Source organism: Flavobacterium ginsenosidimutans, from assembly GCF_003254625.1.
GTDB lineage: Bacteria > Bacteroidota > Bacteroidia > Flavobacteriales > Flavobacteriaceae > Flavobacterium > Flavobacterium ginsenosidimutans.
Window position 1 is genome coordinate 67,505 of record NZ_QJRJ01000076.1, and the last position, 17,707, is coordinate 85,211.

9 protein-coding genes are annotated in these 17,707 nt (G+C 32.6%); 1 reads left to right on the plus strand and 8 read right to left on the minus strand.

Translation table 11 applies throughout. The annotated features are described in order from the left end of the window. Nucleotides 1–2 precede the first annotated feature (2 nt). Nucleotides 3–1,787: a cytochrome-c peroxidase gene (locus tag DM444_RS11095; RefSeq protein WP_111286585.1), complete on the plus strand. Its 1,785-nt coding sequence runs from the start codon at nucleotides 3–5 to the stop codon at nucleotides 1,785–1,787. Nucleotides 1,788–1,862: 75 nt separating this feature from the next. On the opposite strand, the gene DM444_RS11100 is transcribed toward DM444_RS11095, so the two are convergent. From DM444_RS11100 to DM444_RS11140, 8 genes are all read right to left on the minus strand, one after another. Continuing rightward, nucleotides 1,863–2,189, minus strand: a complete 327-nt coding sequence (locus tag DM444_RS11100; RefSeq protein ID WP_111286587.1) for a hypothetical protein — start codon at nucleotides 2,187–2,189, stop codon at nucleotides 1,863–1,865. Nucleotides 2,190–2,201: 12 nt separating this feature from the next. Then, nucleotides 2,202–6,830: a hypothetical protein gene (locus DM444_RS11105; protein WP_111286589.1), complete on the minus strand. Its 4,629-nt coding sequence runs from the start codon at nucleotides 6,828–6,830 to the stop codon at nucleotides 2,202–2,204. Nucleotides 6,831–6,900: 70 nt separating this feature from the next. Continuing rightward, complete coding sequence (locus tag DM444_RS11110) at nucleotides 6,901–8,607, minus strand: hypothetical protein (protein ID WP_111286591.1); 1,707 nt, start codon at nucleotides 8,605–8,607, stop codon at nucleotides 6,901–6,903. 15 nt (nucleotides 8,608–8,622) lie between these two features. Further along, on the minus strand, nucleotides 8,623–9,966 hold the full coding sequence (locus DM444_RS11115; RefSeq protein WP_111286593.1) for a PKD domain-containing protein: 1,344 nt from the start codon (nucleotides 9,964–9,966) through the stop codon (nucleotides 8,623–8,625). A 52-nt stretch (nucleotides 9,967–10,018) separates the two neighbouring features. Next, entirely contained in the window at nucleotides 10,019–11,461 is a 1,443-nt protein-coding gene (locus DM444_RS11120) for a hypothetical protein (protein WP_162614954.1), read from the minus strand. A gap of 676 nt (nucleotides 11,462–12,137) precedes the next feature. After that, nucleotides 12,138–12,419: a hypothetical protein gene (locus tag DM444_RS11130; RefSeq protein WP_111286599.1), complete on the minus strand. Its 282-nt coding sequence runs from the start codon at nucleotides 12,417–12,419 to the stop codon at nucleotides 12,138–12,140. Between the two features lie 249 nt (nucleotides 12,420–12,668). Then, nucleotides 12,669–13,409 carry a hypothetical protein gene (locus tag DM444_RS11135; RefSeq protein WP_162614955.1) on the minus strand — a complete coding sequence of 247 codons (741 nt, stop codon included), beginning with the start codon at nucleotides 13,407–13,409 and terminating at the stop codon, nucleotides 12,669–12,671. Continuing rightward, nucleotides 13,390–17,706, minus strand: coding sequence for a fibronectin type III domain-containing protein (locus DM444_RS11140; protein WP_111286603.1), 4,317 nt, complete (start codon nucleotides 17,704–17,706; stop codon nucleotides 13,390–13,392). Before DM444_RS11140 ends, DM444_RS11135 begins: the two co-directional genes overlap by 20 nt. Nucleotide 17,707 lies beyond the last annotated feature (1 nt).

Genomic DNA, 17,707 nt, shown 5'->3' on the forward strand with positions numbered 1-17,707 from the left:
CTATGAAATTAAAATATTTTACTTTTCTATTTATATTGCTTTCTTTTTTCTCTTCATGTAAAGAAAGTGAAGCATCAAAACCAACGGTTAAGCAAGAATTACTTGTAGACCTAAGTAAACTTAGTAATGAAATTACACAATTTCAAAAACTCGTAAAAAGTAATTCTTCAGCAAAAGAAATTGTAGAGCAATTTAAAAAGTCACGTCTGGTTTACAAAAAAGTCGAATGGGCAGTTGAATATTTTATTCCTGAAACTGCCAGATTTATGAATGGTCCTGCATTGGACGAAATGGAATTGGAAGAAAACCGATCTTTTGAACCGCATGGTTTTCAGGTAATGGAAGAAATGATTTATCCTGAATATAATCTAGAGAGCAAAGAAGACTTAACGAGAGAATTGAATATTTTTCAATCGAATATTAAACAGTTACAAAGCACTTTTGAAGTTATTACTATTAGTGATGATTATGTATTGGATGCCATGCAGCAGAATGTTTTTAGAGTTATTGCCTTAGGAATAACCGGTTTTGACAGTCCGATTTTGCAGTCTTCAATTCCGGAAGCTGGACAGAGTTTAATCTCAATTCCAGAAACGCTTGAAAAGATAAATTTGAGTAGCAAATCAGTATCTGAATTAAGAGAATTAACCAAAAGCGCACAAAAGTATTGCACTGAAAATAATAATTTCAATGCTTTCAATCGTGCCGTTTTTATAACTGAATATCTAAATCCGATTTCGAAAAAACTAAAAACTTTTCAGAAAGAAGAGAACATTAAAAATGTAAAGAAAAGCAGTCCTCTAAAACCAACAATTGAAACTTTATTTGACAAAGATGCCTTTGATGTAAATGCTTTTGTCCTTTCTAAAGAGTATAATTTCACAAAAGAAAAAGCCCTTTTAGGCGAAAAATTGTTTTATGACACAAGTCTTTCAAAAAACAACGACAGAAGTTGCGCAACTTGCCATAATCCAGAAAAAGCATTTACAGATGGATTAAAAACTAATGTTTCGCTTACTGGAATGAATTTACCAAGAAACACTCCTACTCTAGCCTATGCTTCTTTGCAGAATGCTCAATTTTGGGATATGCGTCAGCTGGATTTAGAAAAACAAAGTGTCGATGTAATTCAAAATAAAGATGAAATGCATGGCTCTATGGAAAACATTCATACCAAAATTCAATTGGATAAGGATTATGTAAAACTGTTCAAGAAAGCCTATCCAAAAACCGCAAAACCAGAAGCATGGCAGATTCAAAATGCTATTGCGAGTTATGTGCGTTCTTTAAACTCTTTTGATTCCAGATTTGATGAATACATGAGAGGAAATAAAAAAATTCTGAACAATCAGGAAATTGAAGGAATGAATCTTTTTATGGGAAAAGCAAAATGTGCTACTTGCCATTTTACGCCTTTGTTTAACGGAACAGTTCCTCCAAGTTATTCCAAAACCGAACACGAAGTTATCGGAACTCCAAATGAGCCTTCAGGGAAATCCTTAAGTCCTGATAAAGGCCGATATATATACAATCAAATGCCTCAATTGGTTGGTGCTTTTAAAACACCAACGGTACGAAATGCTGCAGTTACCGCACCATATATGCACAACGGAGTTTTTAAAACGTTAGAAGAAGTGGTTTCTTTCTACAACAAAGGCGGCGGACAAGGTTTAGGCTACGAAGTAGAAAACCAAACGCTTCCTTTTGACAAATTGAATTTAACGGTAAAAGAAGAAAAAGCTCTTGTAGCTTTTATGAAAACGCTTACGGATAAGAAATACCAGTAAAACCAAAATAAATTCTCAATTAAACAAAAATGCCGAAAAGTAATTTTTTCGGCGTTTTTGTTTATATTCTTAAAACTATTTAGAAAAATCACTTTCGTTTTTATACAAGTATATTTTATAGTTTTTTAAATTTCTTTTACTGAATGTTCCTAAAGAATCTGGTTTTCTAATTACTTTTTTAGAAGCATATCCTTCCTTTGTCAAAAATAATGTACAAGCTGAATTTGATTCAATTTCGAATGCAAAATGCCCTAGATTGTCAGTTAAGCTATTAATGCCATTAACATTGACTTTCACATTTTGAATTGGTTTATTTGTATCGTAATCGTATACATAACCAGAAAATTGATTACTCGTACAACTTGATAACAATAATGTTATAAAAAGAAACTTGCTTTTCATCTCGCATTCCAATTACCTAAAATTATTATTGTTTTTGTATTTATATGTGTACTCAGTGGCTTTTTTGTCGCCAGGCAGATTATACTTTAAGAGTATTTCATAATTTCCATAACGCATAAACAAATAATTACTGTTTAAGAAACGTTTTGCAATAGAATCTACACTTCTATCTCCATTTATATAAGCATTTATAATCTGATTATTTAAATCAACCCAATCTTGTTTATACAACAAAGGCATATTATACTTAAATGGGAAGTTCGTTTTTGTCCATGATTGATTTACATCGTTTTCAATACTGCTCATATAGTATGCATTAAGAGGTATCGCTTTCGCAGGAATCACACCTAGTTCGTCTGTATCTCTATTCATTATAGAAAAACTGCTGTTTAAAGGATAATCTTTATAGAGATATGGATAAATATCGGTATTATAATACTCATCATTCAGCTTAGATTGAGCAATAATTATAGGTTTGTTATCAGTACAACTTACACCCTGCAACTCAACAATATCAAATGCTTCCTGACTGGAAATAGTATTGGTTAAATAAATAACATCTGAATACAATACTCCGAAATTATAGCTTTGTGTATTTATGGCATTCATCTTAGCATTGAAAGTTTTATATTTACTTGTATTGAACGAGTAAGATAAACGATCAATACTACCTTCTGTTTTAGATAATGCATCGGCTTGATTTTCTTTTATTTGTATATCATTACCATCATCACTAATTGTATTTGTTCTTGTAGCAGATCCCGTATTTCTTGATGGAACTTTTTTCAAATTACTCACTATTGAAAAGTTATATTTCTTTTCTTGTTTGATATCAGGCAAATCATAATAAACTTCATTTTTATTAGTATCGTAATTAAAAGCTGTGGCTTTTGCATTTGACACTCCATCTTCATTTACTCTGATACTAGTTTCCCAGCTGGCATCTTCAAATAAATAATCCTGACCTCGCTTAAGCTGAATATATCCTTTTGGATATTCTTCTTCAAGGAAATATTTCTGATCTACGACTGGGTACGAATATTTTATGTTGGTAAGCGGAATATAGTTAGGTGCTCCTCCTGTCGTAAAGAGTCTTTCTTCATATTCTGTTGCTACTTTTCCATCTACTTTAATTGGTTGGAAAACACCATTTATCATCTTTTGAAAACTAACTTCAACCTGTACTTTGAGTGCTGCATTTGGTGGTAAAATATCTGTTGAAACAAAATTTACTCTATCCTTCATAGAACCCCATTCAAAAGTTCCTGGAATCTCGGTTACACCATCAAATACTTTAAATTTTTCTAATATTACTTTATAAGTAACATCTCCCGTATCTTCAGGAATTACAAATGCTTCATTGACTTTCATTGAAAATGCGGCTTGCGGAACAGCAAAAACATCAACATCTACTGAATTTTGTTTTGGTGTTACATCGGTTATCAATTTGATTCCTCCTAATGGAGACGCGTTTTCAAACTGACATTCTTCTCCAATTTCTAATTTAAATCGGAACTTACCTTTTATTAATCCTCCTAAAACATTCATATTACCGCCAACATAACCTCGCATCCAAACTGGATTTGGCAATTTTGCCTGCAATAAAACGGCAGCTCCGCCAGAAATAATTGGAACTTTTAATTTTATGAAAGCTAGTTTAATTCTCACTCCCAGTTCTCCTTGCAGATAAGCATACGATTGTCCGTTAGCATACCATCCATTTATACCTACCAATTTTCCTGTATTAGAACATTTGGCTTCCTGATAATCTTTCATCATAATATCGAATCCCATTCCTGCCTGAAAACGAGCATAAAAAAGCAAGAAACTTAAATCTCCTGTGTCAAAATCTAAGTTCGATCCAAAAGCCAAACCTCCACCATTTGCTAATGCATTTTCATCGCGCATATAATCCAATTGTTTTGTATCAACACCTAAAATTTGGGCAACAACTGGCGGTGGCGGAGGACTTGCTGGAAGCTTTGTTCCTGCCATAAAATAGCTTGTAGTTTTTAAATACATTCCTGCTACTCCTATTTTTACACCACATCTGTCATCTGGAGTTCCCATATACAGGTACCAGTCTTTTGGATCTTTATGAAAAACTCCCCAGACTGCTCTTCCTCCTGGTCCAGTTCCTGAAAGGAAATTCCCTGGTGTATTAATATAAACATCTGTTGTTGCATGCAAAGAATTATTCTGAAAATCCAATTCTATTGCTGCAGCCATTCTTATACCCACATCAGCAGATAGATCTCCAGGAATAGCTTCTTTTGCTTCTGGAATGTATTTACTAGCAAAAGATCCTTTAAGGTCATTTTCTGTAATTCCTAAAAAGCTTTTTTTTGAGGTAACATTTGACGCTACTTTTTCCATTAACCCACTAATATTTTTCATTCCTGGAATTTTACCTGCAACATCGGCTTTTCCAAAAATTGCCAGTCTATTGACTCCTCCTTTTGAATTAAAAGCCATTTCAAAGCCTGCCTCTCCATCGCAAATAGTCTCTGTGCCAATATGAAAATAAATTAAAGCCTTGAGTCCTAAACTTATTTTCTCATCAGGTGTATAACTCAAACCTGACTCTGAAAAATTTGCAATTGCTATGTCGGAGTTTCTACGCATTTTATAATATGCTCCACCTCCAAAACCATTAATCATGAATGGTGCTGGTGTTGGTGTCCATTTTACAGCAGCATCGAAGTACCAATACCTAAATGTACTACGTCCAAAAATAGCTTTTGCTTTTACATTAACTTGTTCGGCTACATCAACAACAAGATCGGCATTAAATCCATTACCATAAACTGGATCATTTTCCATCAGTATCAGTCCTCCTTTAATTTTCAAAGAGCTGAACTGACAGTCAATATTAATGGCAGACAAATCCAAACCTTCATATCGGCTTCGCTGTCTATACCCATCATCATACATTTTTCCTAATATCCCAATTCTGGCTGTTGCTCCAGCTCCAATAGCATCCATCAAATTTATTCCTAAATCAAAATCAATTCTTGAGTCATTACCATTGATTGCAACATTTATATTGCCAATTGAAACTGGAAAATTAGCAAAGCCCACGGTGCCTTTATAACCCATATTTCGTACAGAAATTATTGGAGAAACAGTTTGGAGCTGCAAGTTTTCAAAAGAAATTCCTTTAAAATCAACCATTCGTTTTCCTTCTACTTCCTTATCATCTGTGGCGCTCTTATTAGTCCCAATAGAAATTGTTCCATTTAAATTGGCTTTTGGTAAAAACCTTCCATTTACTAATTTTAGCTCAACAGAACTATTAGGCAATAGTAAAGCTTTAGCTTTCCAAATATCAAAAGATAAAGAGTCTTTGGTAACAACCATTAATTGCTGCTCTGCCATTGATATAAAACCATTGTAAAGCAATCCCTTTTTACCAGTTCCATTTTTTGTACCTGCAGTTGATTCTGGTTTAGTTATTGGCAGAAGTATCTCTCCGTTTAAATTTGCTTTCACAAAAGTATTGGCAGCAATAGTAACATCAATATGATCAAGCGAATATGCCCATGACTTTTCCTGACTTGTTATTCCTTTTTCTAAGGGAAAAATATTATCTGCATAGAAAGTCCCCGAAACTCCATATTTATCTATAATAAGGTTTTGAGCTCCTACAACCAGCCTCTTGTTAGCAGAAGCTGTCTCTGTGGTTTGAAATTCTTTCGGAAGACCAACTTCAAAAGCCTGAATATAGACTCCTTTCCACGCTTCCTGACTGGGCACTAAAAGAGCATTTTTAAAGTAATAATTAGGAAAAACTACTGTAGGATCATTTTTTAAATCACTTAAATCTAATACTGCATTACTAACCTCGAATGTAAAATTACTATCAAAGTTATTTCCGTTTCTTTTATCTTTTAAAACAAAAGGCTGCAGACTTACATTTACTAAAATATCATTCCAATCGCTGACTGTGAAACTAAAATCTCCTCGCACCCTATTAGGAATCTGGACTGTTTTTCCGTTATAATAAGTTTTTGGCACAGTTGTTTTTGCTTCATCAACCGTTTTTGTTATTGGGTCGATTGGTAAAATCAAATCTCTTGAAAACTCAACTGCTCCCGAAATTTTCATTTCTTTAAAACCGTCACAATCAATTGTTACATAGGTTAAATCATTGACAACATTTCCTGTTTTCATGTCAAACCCTCCATATAAAGACAATTGCCATTTATTGTCACTAAATGGAATATCTATATTACCTAACAATACTAATTTGGCTTCGCCTATTATACCTCCCTGATGTGAAAGTTTTACATTGTCTGCTCCAAAAAACAGCTGCATTGGCTGACCATTTTTGTCTTTCTGAGGAATATCAACTCTACAAAATACTGTCAAAGTGGTATATTCAGGTGAAAAAATAGCCTTTGTTACCCCAATAGAATATTGAACATTGTTTACTGTATTACGAATCCCTACTGGCAGTTCTACTAAATCCTGATTTGAAAATTTATCTACCCAGCGATCTGATGCGGCTATTTTTTCTATTGAACTAGCAGCGGCATTTATTTCTGCAGGCGGTACGATATCTTGTCCATAAGCGCACAAAAACGAAAACGAAAACAAAATCAATATAACAGACAAGCGTATTTTGTAAAACTTCTTCATGGTAAATAATCTATATTATAAATTGAAAACTGAATTTCAATATGTTTTTATATTTAAAGTATTCTATTGTTTAAAAACTGTAACCGTAGTTAAAATTCATCATAATATCATTATTAGAAGACTTATTGGTTGAGCTTCTAAACATTGATATCATTCCTAAGGAAAAATTATGTTTTTGCAATACTGTATAACTGTTATTGAGTTTTATTCCAAAAACTGAACTTGAATTTTCCTCACTTTGAGTATTATTATACAATAGACCAAAATTGGAGTTTAACTTTTCTTTCAGCAGTTTTTTTGAAACACCAACAGAAGCACCGATCGAAGAATTGTCAAACTTACCAACCTGATTATTGGTATAATTTAATGAACTGTTTAGAGCGGTTTTAATTCCAAGGAAATTTATAGAATGTCCCAAATTATAATTCTGAACTGTGCTCGCCTGTCCTTTTCTGATAATCCCGCCCTGCTCATTGGCCTGACCCGCTATACTATAATTGAAATTCATATTTTGATTTTTCTTTTTTCCAAAAGAATAGCTCATATTCAGATTTGCATTTTGAGATAACTGTCTGTAATTTAATGTATCGGCTGCGACGACATTTGGATTATTAATAAGCTCAAACTGGTCCAGCTTTTTATTGGTATAAGTTGAAAAATTAGAATAACTACCTGTGAAATTAAGCTGATCTGTAATTTTGTAATTCATATTAATAGAAGCAACTACTCGTTTGCTGTCTTGTTTTTTATTATGTGCCAAATCATCTCTTTGGTATCCTAAACTTGCCGAAACATTAATATTATCATTATAAAAAGGTCTTGAAAGACGCAATGCTATATTTTCTAGATCATTATTAAAATATAGTGCTCCCAAAGTATTATAGTTAGGATCGATACGTTCATATGTTAACCCAAGTTTTGTTTTTTGAATGTTGTAGTCAAAATTTACATTTAAAGCATTTAGGAAAGTAGTGCTTTCTTTTGCTGAAAAAAGCTTTTCTCTAAAACCTCCTCTATAGATATTTTCTGACCGGGTATCATCTGTTAACACAGAAAGCGCATACTCTATATTAAAAGTCAAATCTTTTAATAGTGAAGTACTAAAAAGCAAACTGTTTACAAAATTCGATTTTGGTGTTACTCCATTATCGTTTCCAGTATAAGCAAGAGAATTTGCATTATCTTTAGCATAAAACCCAATCCATCCTATTTTATATCTTTCTTTTTCGAAACTAGTTTTTATACCGTAACCAAATCGTTCATAAACAGGAACTCCACCTAATGCATCTTCGTCATTTACAGCTTTTGAAAGCTGTCCGCCCATCAAACTCATTTTAAAAGGACTTCTTGGTGTTAATTCCAAACCGACTCCTCTAAAAGGAATCCCGCTTAAAGTATAAGGCGAAAAAGTCATGCTTGCATTTCCTATATAAGCTTTTACCCATTTGTATTTTGGCATAATACAAATTCTATTAAAGTCAAATGGCACCGTATAACCTAGATTATTTCCCTGATTCGTTAAACTGTAAAATATGGGTATATTAAAACTGAATGCGCTTACATTTAAGTTACCAGAAAGCAGATAACTAAATGGCTCACGAGAATTCTGCTGATTGCCATTATAATATATCATATTAGCATTTACTCCTCCTGTAACTTTAAAATTTGGCTTGTAAAAACTTTCTAAATCGACATCTTGCGAGTAGCCGTTTTTAGCAACTAAAAACAGTAAAACAATAAGAAGTTTTAACCAATTATTTTTATCATTTATTTTCATTAACTGATTCCTTCTTTATTGTTTTTGTACTTTGATGTCGCATAAAATATAAGAGCTTGTTCCGTTTTTTACCATGTCTTTAATTTTGATTGCTCCCTTTCGCCCATCCTGTGTTTTGAACAAGATTATTCTTGGATACGTCCAGCCAAATTGCTGTTCTCCTGGTGCGCTATAACTTATGTTTAATGATTTTATTGGAGTATCGTTTGTCATTGCATCAAACTGTGCTTCGGTAAAATTTAAACCGCAATTACAAAGATTTTGAGAGTTTACAAAAATGGTACTTTGAGCATTTTTTAATGTCAGAAATCCATAGTTATTGACCTGATCCGGCGAAATGAATTTGTTATAGGTCAAATTGCTGTTTAAGCCTTGAAACGCAATATCAATTAAATTGCTGTTCTCATCAGTAATTTCATTTGCTTTATACACTTGCCTAGAGATCGTCGAAAACATTGCTCCAATATTGTTATTATTGTGTGCCGAGTTTATACCTAACTTGATATTGGTTAAAATGCGTAGGTTTGTATCGGGCTGCACCGTAATACTAGATTTATAAATCTGACTTGATTTATCGTTTGAAGCCTCTAGAGTGACTTCATGAACCCCAACACTTGTGAACTTTACTGTTGGATTTTCTTCTGTTGAAACACTCGGATTTCCTCCTTCAAAAGTCCATTTATATTGGGTCGAGCTGATTGATTTATTGATAAAATTAATCGTTACTGGCGACTGATAATCGTCGTTTTCAAATTTCGGTTCATACGAAAATAAACTCATCAAAAGTGGTGCAACTGTAATGATTTTGCTTACTTTTTGAGTTTCAACTCCATTTGAAACTGTTAAGGTAATTGCATGTTCTCCCGAAGTTGTAAAAACAACATTCGGAGGTGTTTTACCCGAAAAAACAGTTGGCGTTCCATCCTGAAAATCCCATTTAAAAGTAAGCCCTTCGCCAAGAGTATTATTGGTAATAACTACCTCAGCTGGTGAGTAATTACTTTTTACAATTTCAGAGGTAAAATCAATATTAATTCCATCTCTAATTACAACCGTTTTACTGATTTCTTTACTCTCTCCATCTACATTTGATGCCCTAAGTTTTATCGTATAAGTTCCTTGTTTATCATAAAGGATTTCTCCGGGATTTTTTAGATTTGAAGTACTCGGATTTCCTCCTTCAAAAGTCCATTCATAGGTATCGGCACCAGAAACTTTACTATCGATTTTAATGATAACCGGTACCGATTCTTTAGCATTAATATACGAAGTCGTAAAATCACCTTCTACAGCTATAGAGGTTTCTTGATAGCATGAGGTAATTGCAATAAATAGGAATAAGAGTAAAGCTTTTTTCATTTTGTTGTATTTTAAACCATTACAGTTTAAGACTGTAATGGCTTTTAATTTTTTACTTACTGCAATTATTTCTATAATCTTCTAACACTTTAATTAATCCTTCAAGTGTTTTAAAATCATAATTCTCAAATACAATTGAATCACATTTTAGATATTCGGCAATATTTTTTTTCAATTTGCTATCTCCTACTTTAGTTGTAAAAAGTCCTTTTTCCTGAGCTGGTATTTTTATTATAAGTTCATTTAAATAATTAGGGTAAGCTAAAATCATACAGCCATCATTTTCATATAAAATTTTATAAAAAGCTGAACTATCAGCGTTCAATGCTTTTAATCCTGATGAAATAAGATTTCCTCCTTTACATGTTAATCCAATAAAACATTCTTTGTTTTCATCAACACAAAAACGAACTCCTGATTTTGATTGATATACTTCAAAATCACCAGTGGTTTTATAAAGTCTCTGGCCTGGAACAAAGGAATTATTTGAGTTTTTAGCATTTGGAATTTCTTCAAATTCTATTTTAAAAGCACCTGATATTTTTTCTCCTTTTTCATTTATCACAAATCCATCCTTATCATAAATATTTATTGAATTTGATTTAGCGATTTCATACTTTTCTAAATTCAATTTAGCCTGCTCTTTTCTTTTCTCTTCCTCAAAATAAATTCCTTGATGCTGCAAAGTATATCCGTTACCAATTAAAACCCTTACAATATTCATAGCAGTAATATCTTTGCTCATTTTGTATCCTATTGGATTTCCGCTGTTATCAAAAGTTGCTTTAAATACCTTTTTATCAAAGGTTATCACTTCTTGTTTTAAAAGTTTATCATATCCCAAATACATCCCTCCTCTTGCAAACCATGTCCCAATTAGATAATTATCCAAATCCATCACTTCATACATTAATTCACCATTTGTTGCTGGCGAGGTAACTTTTATATAACCAATTCTTTTGTCAAGCGGATCTGGGTTTTGTGCTTTAATACTGTAGACTGTTCCCGCATCATCAATCGTTAATTTATAAGTATCTGCAATTTTACTGGCATCATCTATAATCTTTTGGGTACCTGTTCTTTTAGCAGAAATTCCTGTCGATTCGCTATTTAAGAATTTTTCGATTTCTTCCTTATTTAAACCATCGACAGTAAAATAATTACGATCTAACAGTTCGTAAATTATACTTCTATCATAATTGAAAGCACTAAATTTTCTGCTCTTAAAATCCAGTTCATTGGATTTTCCAGTTGTTTGATCTTTAAGTTCTATCCATGGTAATGTCAGGGAAGGTTCATTTGGAACAGTTTTCACCTCAGCCGTAACTGCATAACTCTTATCAAGATTGTAAATCGTAAAAATTGGCTTTTTACCTTCAACATATCCTACTGTTTTTTCATCTAGTTTTATTTCGCCTTTATCAATTTTGATTTTTTGAGCATTATTACTTACAGTAAAAAGTAAAATTAATAGGGTTAAAAAATTTTGTTTCATGTGTAAACACCTTGTTTTAGTTAATATAAATTCATAAAAAATTCTTCCAGCAATCATAGAAAGCTGGGTAATTAGTTTCGTTAAAATTGTGGTATTTTTTTTTGATTACAATTTATAAGCTAGGGTTTGTATACATAATGAGAGTAAAACTCATAAAAATATTAAGTCTTCATACTCATTTTAATATTTTTATCTTTAAAAAAAACTAAATCTTGACATACTTACTGCCACACGAAAGGATTCGTGCGGGAGCGGGGAACATTAATTAAGTTACTTTAGTTAGTTTACTTTAGTTGATGCACAAATATACATCCCTCATTGGTCTTGTTACTCTATGGTATCTCTTTCTCCTCTCCAATTCTCATTTACTATTTTCAATACCATTTCTTCAAACGTATTTCCACCGCCTCCAAAAGTACCATCGCCATTATTTGCTTCCATATTAATAAATATTTTTTCATTTATCTGATATCTAAGCTTTCCCGAAGAATTGTCCGGCAGTTTAATTAAATATTTAGAAAAACGATGTTTTACTGCCAATTGCTTTATTTTTTCAAAACTTATAGCTTTGTTAATATCATCATGATAATACTCTCGTGGGAGCACGAGAGTTGAACCTCGAAAGAAATACCATTTTCCTTTTATTCTAACACCAAAAAAATCAACGATATAATCTTTAACATAGTCTTTTTTTGATGGATATCTTTCTAAGAGAGCACCAAAAAAAACTATCCCTTTTTGAATTAAAACAGAGCAAAGAATCTAACTGAGCATATTGAAATTCTGCAACGAGATTATTATACTTCCAATTTGCTAAACTATCGCTAGCATTTTTATACACTTCATTATATTCTTTTTCTCCTATTAACCTTTTTGAAAACGAAGAATAGATTTTTCTTGTTTTATTTGCAATTTGCATCTCTTTCCTATCATATTCTTCTTTCTCTTCTTTACTCATTACTTTATCCTTACAAGAGAAAAAAACAGTAAAAAACTTAACGCTAAAATTTTAATTCCTTGGCTTAACATATCCCTCTTTTTGTTTTAAATCAAAAATCCATTCATAATTCACGATTGAGTGGCTTTCAGTAAAGCCTAATTGTGACGGTAATCTGTCTTTAACAGGTATGTATATTCTTTTTAAAATATCTACACCTTTAATGGCTCCGCTACCGCACGAGCCCATGCACTTTGGTCTTTGGTCCTGTTACTTTATAGTATCTCTTTCTCCTCTCCAATTCTCATTCACTAGTCTCAATACCATTTCTTCAAACGTATTTCCACCACCTCCAAAAGTACCATCTCCATTATTTGCTTCCATATAAATAAATAGTTTGTTATTTATCTTATATTTTTTTCTCCTCTCTGAAGAATTATCAGATGACACTTCTATTAAATATCCTCTAAAAACCTCTTCTATTGCTATTTGTTTCATCAATGCCCAGTTTAATGGTTTATGAATATCGTCCTGATAATAATCACGTGGTAGATAAATACTTGCTCCATAATAAAAAAACCATTTACCTTTGAATTTGGCACCAAAAAATTGATTCATTATATCATGGGTTACTTCTTCTCCCTTGTGAACGCCTGAGCTATGTATCCCATAATTATGATATCCTAAAGCTAAAAGACATTTGTTTTTTTCTTTATTGAAACAAATTAAAGTATCTAAAAACATAAACTTTTTATATGTTGTTGAATATCTAAGTTTATTTTCTGCCCAATTTTGCACACTGTCTTTTGCCATATTATATACCTTAAAATATTCTTTTTCGCCCATTAAAGCTTTTGAATAATTAAAGTATATTTCTCTCTCTTTTTCAGATTTTTTCATTCGTAATCTATCAATATCTGCTTGTTCTTCTTTTGTTCTGACTTTATCCTTGCAAGAAAAAAGCAACAATAATAAGCTCAACATTAGTATCCTAGTTCCTTGGTATGACATAACCCTTATCATTTGATAAATTAAAAATCCATTCATAATTCACTATTGAGTGACTTTCAGTAAAGCCTAATTGCGATGGTAATCTATCTTTAACCGGTATGTATATTCTTTTTAAAATATCTATTCCTTTGATTGGACACTGAGGCGCCACTCCATCTTGTATTTCCATTGGGTCTTTAATTTCATTAGTTCCATATTGCCAAGTTCTATCACGAATACTAAAGGGTAGTGTTCCTGAGCAGGCATTTTCAGGAGCAAGAACGTAATAATTCCCTACTTCTATACCTTCTTCCATAAAAACTTCAATCATACCCAAGCTATAAGCAAAGCCCATACTGTGTGCCACAATATCTACTACTCCGTTAATTTTTATTTTATCGTCTTTCATCGTTTTAGAACAACTAATAGTACCATCTTTTAACTTATTTATCAATTTTCCGGCCGCCATTCTACCATCTGCTTTTCTGCTATCAAAACCAGGTTCATTTGGATTTGTATTATGATAAGGTGCAGCATTCATAGAGGTACAACCGGCAGCAAGTGCTTCTCCAAGTTTCCCTCCTAAAGGAGCTAATATATTGGCAACAACACTATAACTCTTTTTTACACTAGTTAAGCTTTTTACAAAATTACAGGTATTTATATGATTACTTGTATTGATATCTTTGTTACCATCAGCATATATAAGATGGCTTTTATTGTTTATTGCTGTTGCGAATTTATCATCTATAGTTCCCCAATAATCCAGTTTATCGTATTCAAAAACTTCATTGTTATCATCTGATATTTTTGAAGGGTCATATCCATTTACAAACAGTATAAAGTTATCACTTGTTAGACTCAACAAATAATTATAAATAAATTCAAGCTGATTTTTGTCTACATATATCTGAATATTACCATCTATATCTAAACCGTATAAAGTTGTTCCGTAACCGTTTTTTCGCTCAATTCTATTTATTTTTCCACCAGGGTGAATTTCCGCAGTATTATTTTGAACTTCCATTTGAATAAAACTATATTTCATACCTCCTACAAGCAAATTTTCTTCTTTTATTGAGTTCGCAGGTTTTGGTAAATCTTTCATTGCTATATTTTGATTTGAAATTACCGCCGCTTTTATTTTTTTCAAAGTACTTAAAATAAGATTTGCAGCTTTCTCATCTTTTCCTGTGTCGCCACTATTACAGGTACTACATGCAATATATCCCCAATATGTATCTCTTCTCTCTTCTTTTTGTTTAAAATTATCTGCAATTACATATTTATCAATAAAAGCACTTAGTTTATCAGACTTACCCGTTTCAATAACTTTTTTAAGCTCTTCACTATAAACAGTTCTTAAATATTTATTTGCATTTATAGTTTTATCATTATCAAAAAACAACCAAATTATACTTTTATTCAGTACCGGGATTAAATTTGGTTTTTCAAATACATTATTCTTATCATCAACATATTTAGTACCGTCCCATTTGTAAGTAATTTTATTTCCGCTCTTATATGAAACAAAACCGCCTAAAAATCCCTTTTGAGCCAAATTAAGATTGGCAACTGTTGTTTCATTTCCATTACTAACAAAACTAAAATCTGGGGCAATTGCATACCCTCCATTTATTTCTCCACTTGATTGCCCTTGAAACGCATACAACCTAAACGCAGGATCATTAATCTGTTTCCAATCCTGATGATTTAAAACAGTTCCTGAATTGTAATCCATTAACAAATCAGTACTTTTTTCAGCTGTTTTGTAAACTTCAAAAGGATGTTCTAATTTAAAAATTCCATGGCCGAGTTCGTGTGCTGGCGTTTTCGATAATGCAGTTTCTGAATTAAACACATAACCAAACTGTCCATTCAAACGCATATAACCTTGCTGTCCTGTACTTGAAGTTTTATTGGTAATAAAAAGTACATAGCTTGATTCTGTTGATTGATATAGACTATTAATTTTTTGCTGTTCTGTACTATAAGTTGACGTTATTGTGTTTTTTTCTGTTTGTATACTGTTCCCAGAAACCACGCTGTCAATTTTTAAAACAGGCTGTTTAGTAAAATTTATTTTTACTCCTACTTTATTATAAATTTTCTGTGTGTTTGTAATAACCTCATCAAGTTTGCTTTGCGAGATTTCATCTGTAGGTACTAAAGCAACATTTACTTCTTTTGGAGAAATATGCACTAATACAAATGCGCCAATCACTTTCCACTTATCGCCTTGTTTTATAGTTGCCAGTATTTGCTCTTCGGCATAATTAAGAGTTCCTCTTACAGTTAAAATAAATATCTTATCATTTCGCACAGCATCTACTTTAGCACCGCTTTCTGTTTTAAAAACAATATCGTCCAGATTAATCTCTGAATCTGTAGTTGTAACCGCTGCCAAAACGGTATCAGTATCGCCATTTAAAACAGCTTTGTAAGGAAGGAAGTTTTTTCCAGCCTGTTTATATAATTTTTGCAGCGTAGATGTTGCATTATCTGGCAGTACATCAAATGCATATTTACTGCTATTGGCAGAAAAAGCAATTGTAATTCCTTGAGCTGTAAAAGCGGTGGCCTGACCATTTTTATCAACACCATCTGTATTTTGCGGTGTAGGTTTTCCTCCTTCAGCAGTTGCAATACCTTCATTACTTCCATTTCCTTCTTTATCTACATAATAAATCTTTCCTGTACTGTCTGTTATTACAGTATCTTTTCCTCCTGGAATAGTAACTTGCTCGCCGCCTTTGCCATTAACAATAATATCTCCATTTGCATTGATTACAATTTTATCAATCTCAAATGATATTTCTTCTTTTATTTTTCCGCTTTGCCCTTCTCCTGTAAAATCTTCTACATCAACAACATTTTTCCAATCGGGATTGTAACTCGTCTCTACAACTCCACTGATCAATTGATAATCTGTATTGACTACGATATTATTAAACTCAACGGCAATTTTAGTATCCGCCAGATAAGGAACAATTATATATCCTCTTCCAGAATATGGACTGTTTTCTCCTTTTAATTCCAGAATGGTTACTGGAAAATCTCCTGCTGTAAAGGTTTCGCTCTGAATAAGATTGGTTAACGGTTTTTGATTTTGAATATTAATTTTAGGAATAATTCCACAATTGTAAGCCGGAACTCCATTGGTCTCTGTAGGTGTCGTAAAAGTGCTGTTGTTAGAATAAGTAAATGACTGTACGCCGTCAGTAGCTGAATCACAGCTTGAACCAACTCGAAACTGATACGTTACACCCGGCTCTAAATTGGTAATTAAACTTTTGGTGTTTAAACTATTTGTCGAAAACCATTGTGCATTACGAACATCTTGTTTTTTATATTGCAACTGGTATTTGGTATGATCTGGAATTCCCTGCCATGTTATTTTAACGCTGGTTGGACTTTGCGCTTCACTTAGTAAAAAAGTTGGTGCGGCACAGGATACAGTATATTTAAATGAATAGATTTCACTGTAACCATCATTTTTAAATACCGAGTTTTCAGATAATCCTGTTGTCGAAATTGCTCTTACCCGCCATGCATATCGCAATCCCGGAGTCAGGATTGGCATGCTTAAATTATAAAACAGAGCTGTTCCAAAAAGTGTTTCTTCGTATAAAACAGGTGACATTTGAAAAGCAAACTGAGGATCGAGCGAAGGATCTAAAAGCTGTTTTAATTCAAACTTATAGGAAACATTTGTTGCGTTTATCTGTCGAGGAGTCCAGGTAAACATAATATTAGGAAAATCACTTGCCGCAATCTGTTCGTTTTTTTGCGGTGTGTTTAAAAGTGGTGGATCGTTTAATACGAGATAGATACTGGCACAGCTTTTTTGAGATATTTTTTGATTGGTGATGTAATCATACATTTCGAAACAAAAATCATACATTCCATCTGGCAGTGGGTTCGCATATTGCGACGATGTTATGCCTTGTAAATTTTCTAACCTGAATAAAGCAGAAATATCGGTATTGGTCAGGGTTTGAAATTCTCCTCCATTAATAAAAATAGGCTTTTGCCCTGTTATATAATCACTGCTTCTTATATTGACTCCATTACCTTGTATGTATAGTTTTAAGCGTACCTTTCTTTGCGAAATGGTAATATCGGTAGGGTTTATCAGCAATTGAAATTTGGCATCCATACTAGTTGCGTAGTCAGATATTTTAACGCTATACGGACTTTTAAAAACTGGCGTTAATTGAACAGGGTATAGTTGGGCGTAGACATTCCCCCAGCCCCCGAAAGGAGAACATTGGGTAAGTAAAATAAGTAAGAATGTATATTTTAAAAGCTTTTTCATT

Excerpts from the sequence above, each read along its gene's own strand:
- DM444_RS11110 (WP_111286591.1), bottom strand. The coding sequence starts at position 8,607 with ATGAAAATAAATGATAAAAATAATTGGTTAAAACTTCTTATTGTTTTA.
- DM444_RS11135 (WP_162614955.1), bottom strand. The coding sequence starts at position 13,409 with ATGTCATACCAAGGAACTAGGATACTAATGTTGAGCTTATTATTGTTG.
- DM444_RS11105 (WP_111286589.1), bottom strand. The coding sequence starts at position 6,830 with ATGAAGAAGTTTTACAAAATACGCTTGTCTGTTATATTGATTTTGTTT.
- DM444_RS11120 (WP_162614954.1), bottom strand. The coding sequence starts at position 11,461 with ATGAAACAAAATTTTTTAACCCTATTAATTTTACTTTTTACTGTAAGT.
- DM444_RS11115 (WP_111286593.1), bottom strand. The coding sequence starts at position 9,966 with ATGAAAAAAGCTTTACTCTTATTCCTATTTATTGCAATTACCTCATGC.
- DM444_RS11130 (WP_111286599.1), bottom strand. The coding sequence starts at position 12,419 with ATGAGTAAAGAAGAGAAAGAAGAATATGATAGGAAAGAGATGCAAATT.
- DM444_RS11095 (WP_111286585.1), top strand. The coding sequence starts at position 3 with ATGAAATTAAAATATTTTACTTTTCTATTTATATTGCTTTCTTTTTTC.
- DM444_RS11140 (WP_111286603.1), bottom strand. The coding sequence starts at position 17,706 with ATGAAAAAGCTTTTAAAATATACATTCTTACTTATTTTACTTACCCAA.
- DM444_RS11100 (WP_111286587.1), bottom strand. The coding sequence starts at position 2,189 with ATGAAAAGCAAGTTTCTTTTTATAACATTATTGTTATCAAGTTGTACG.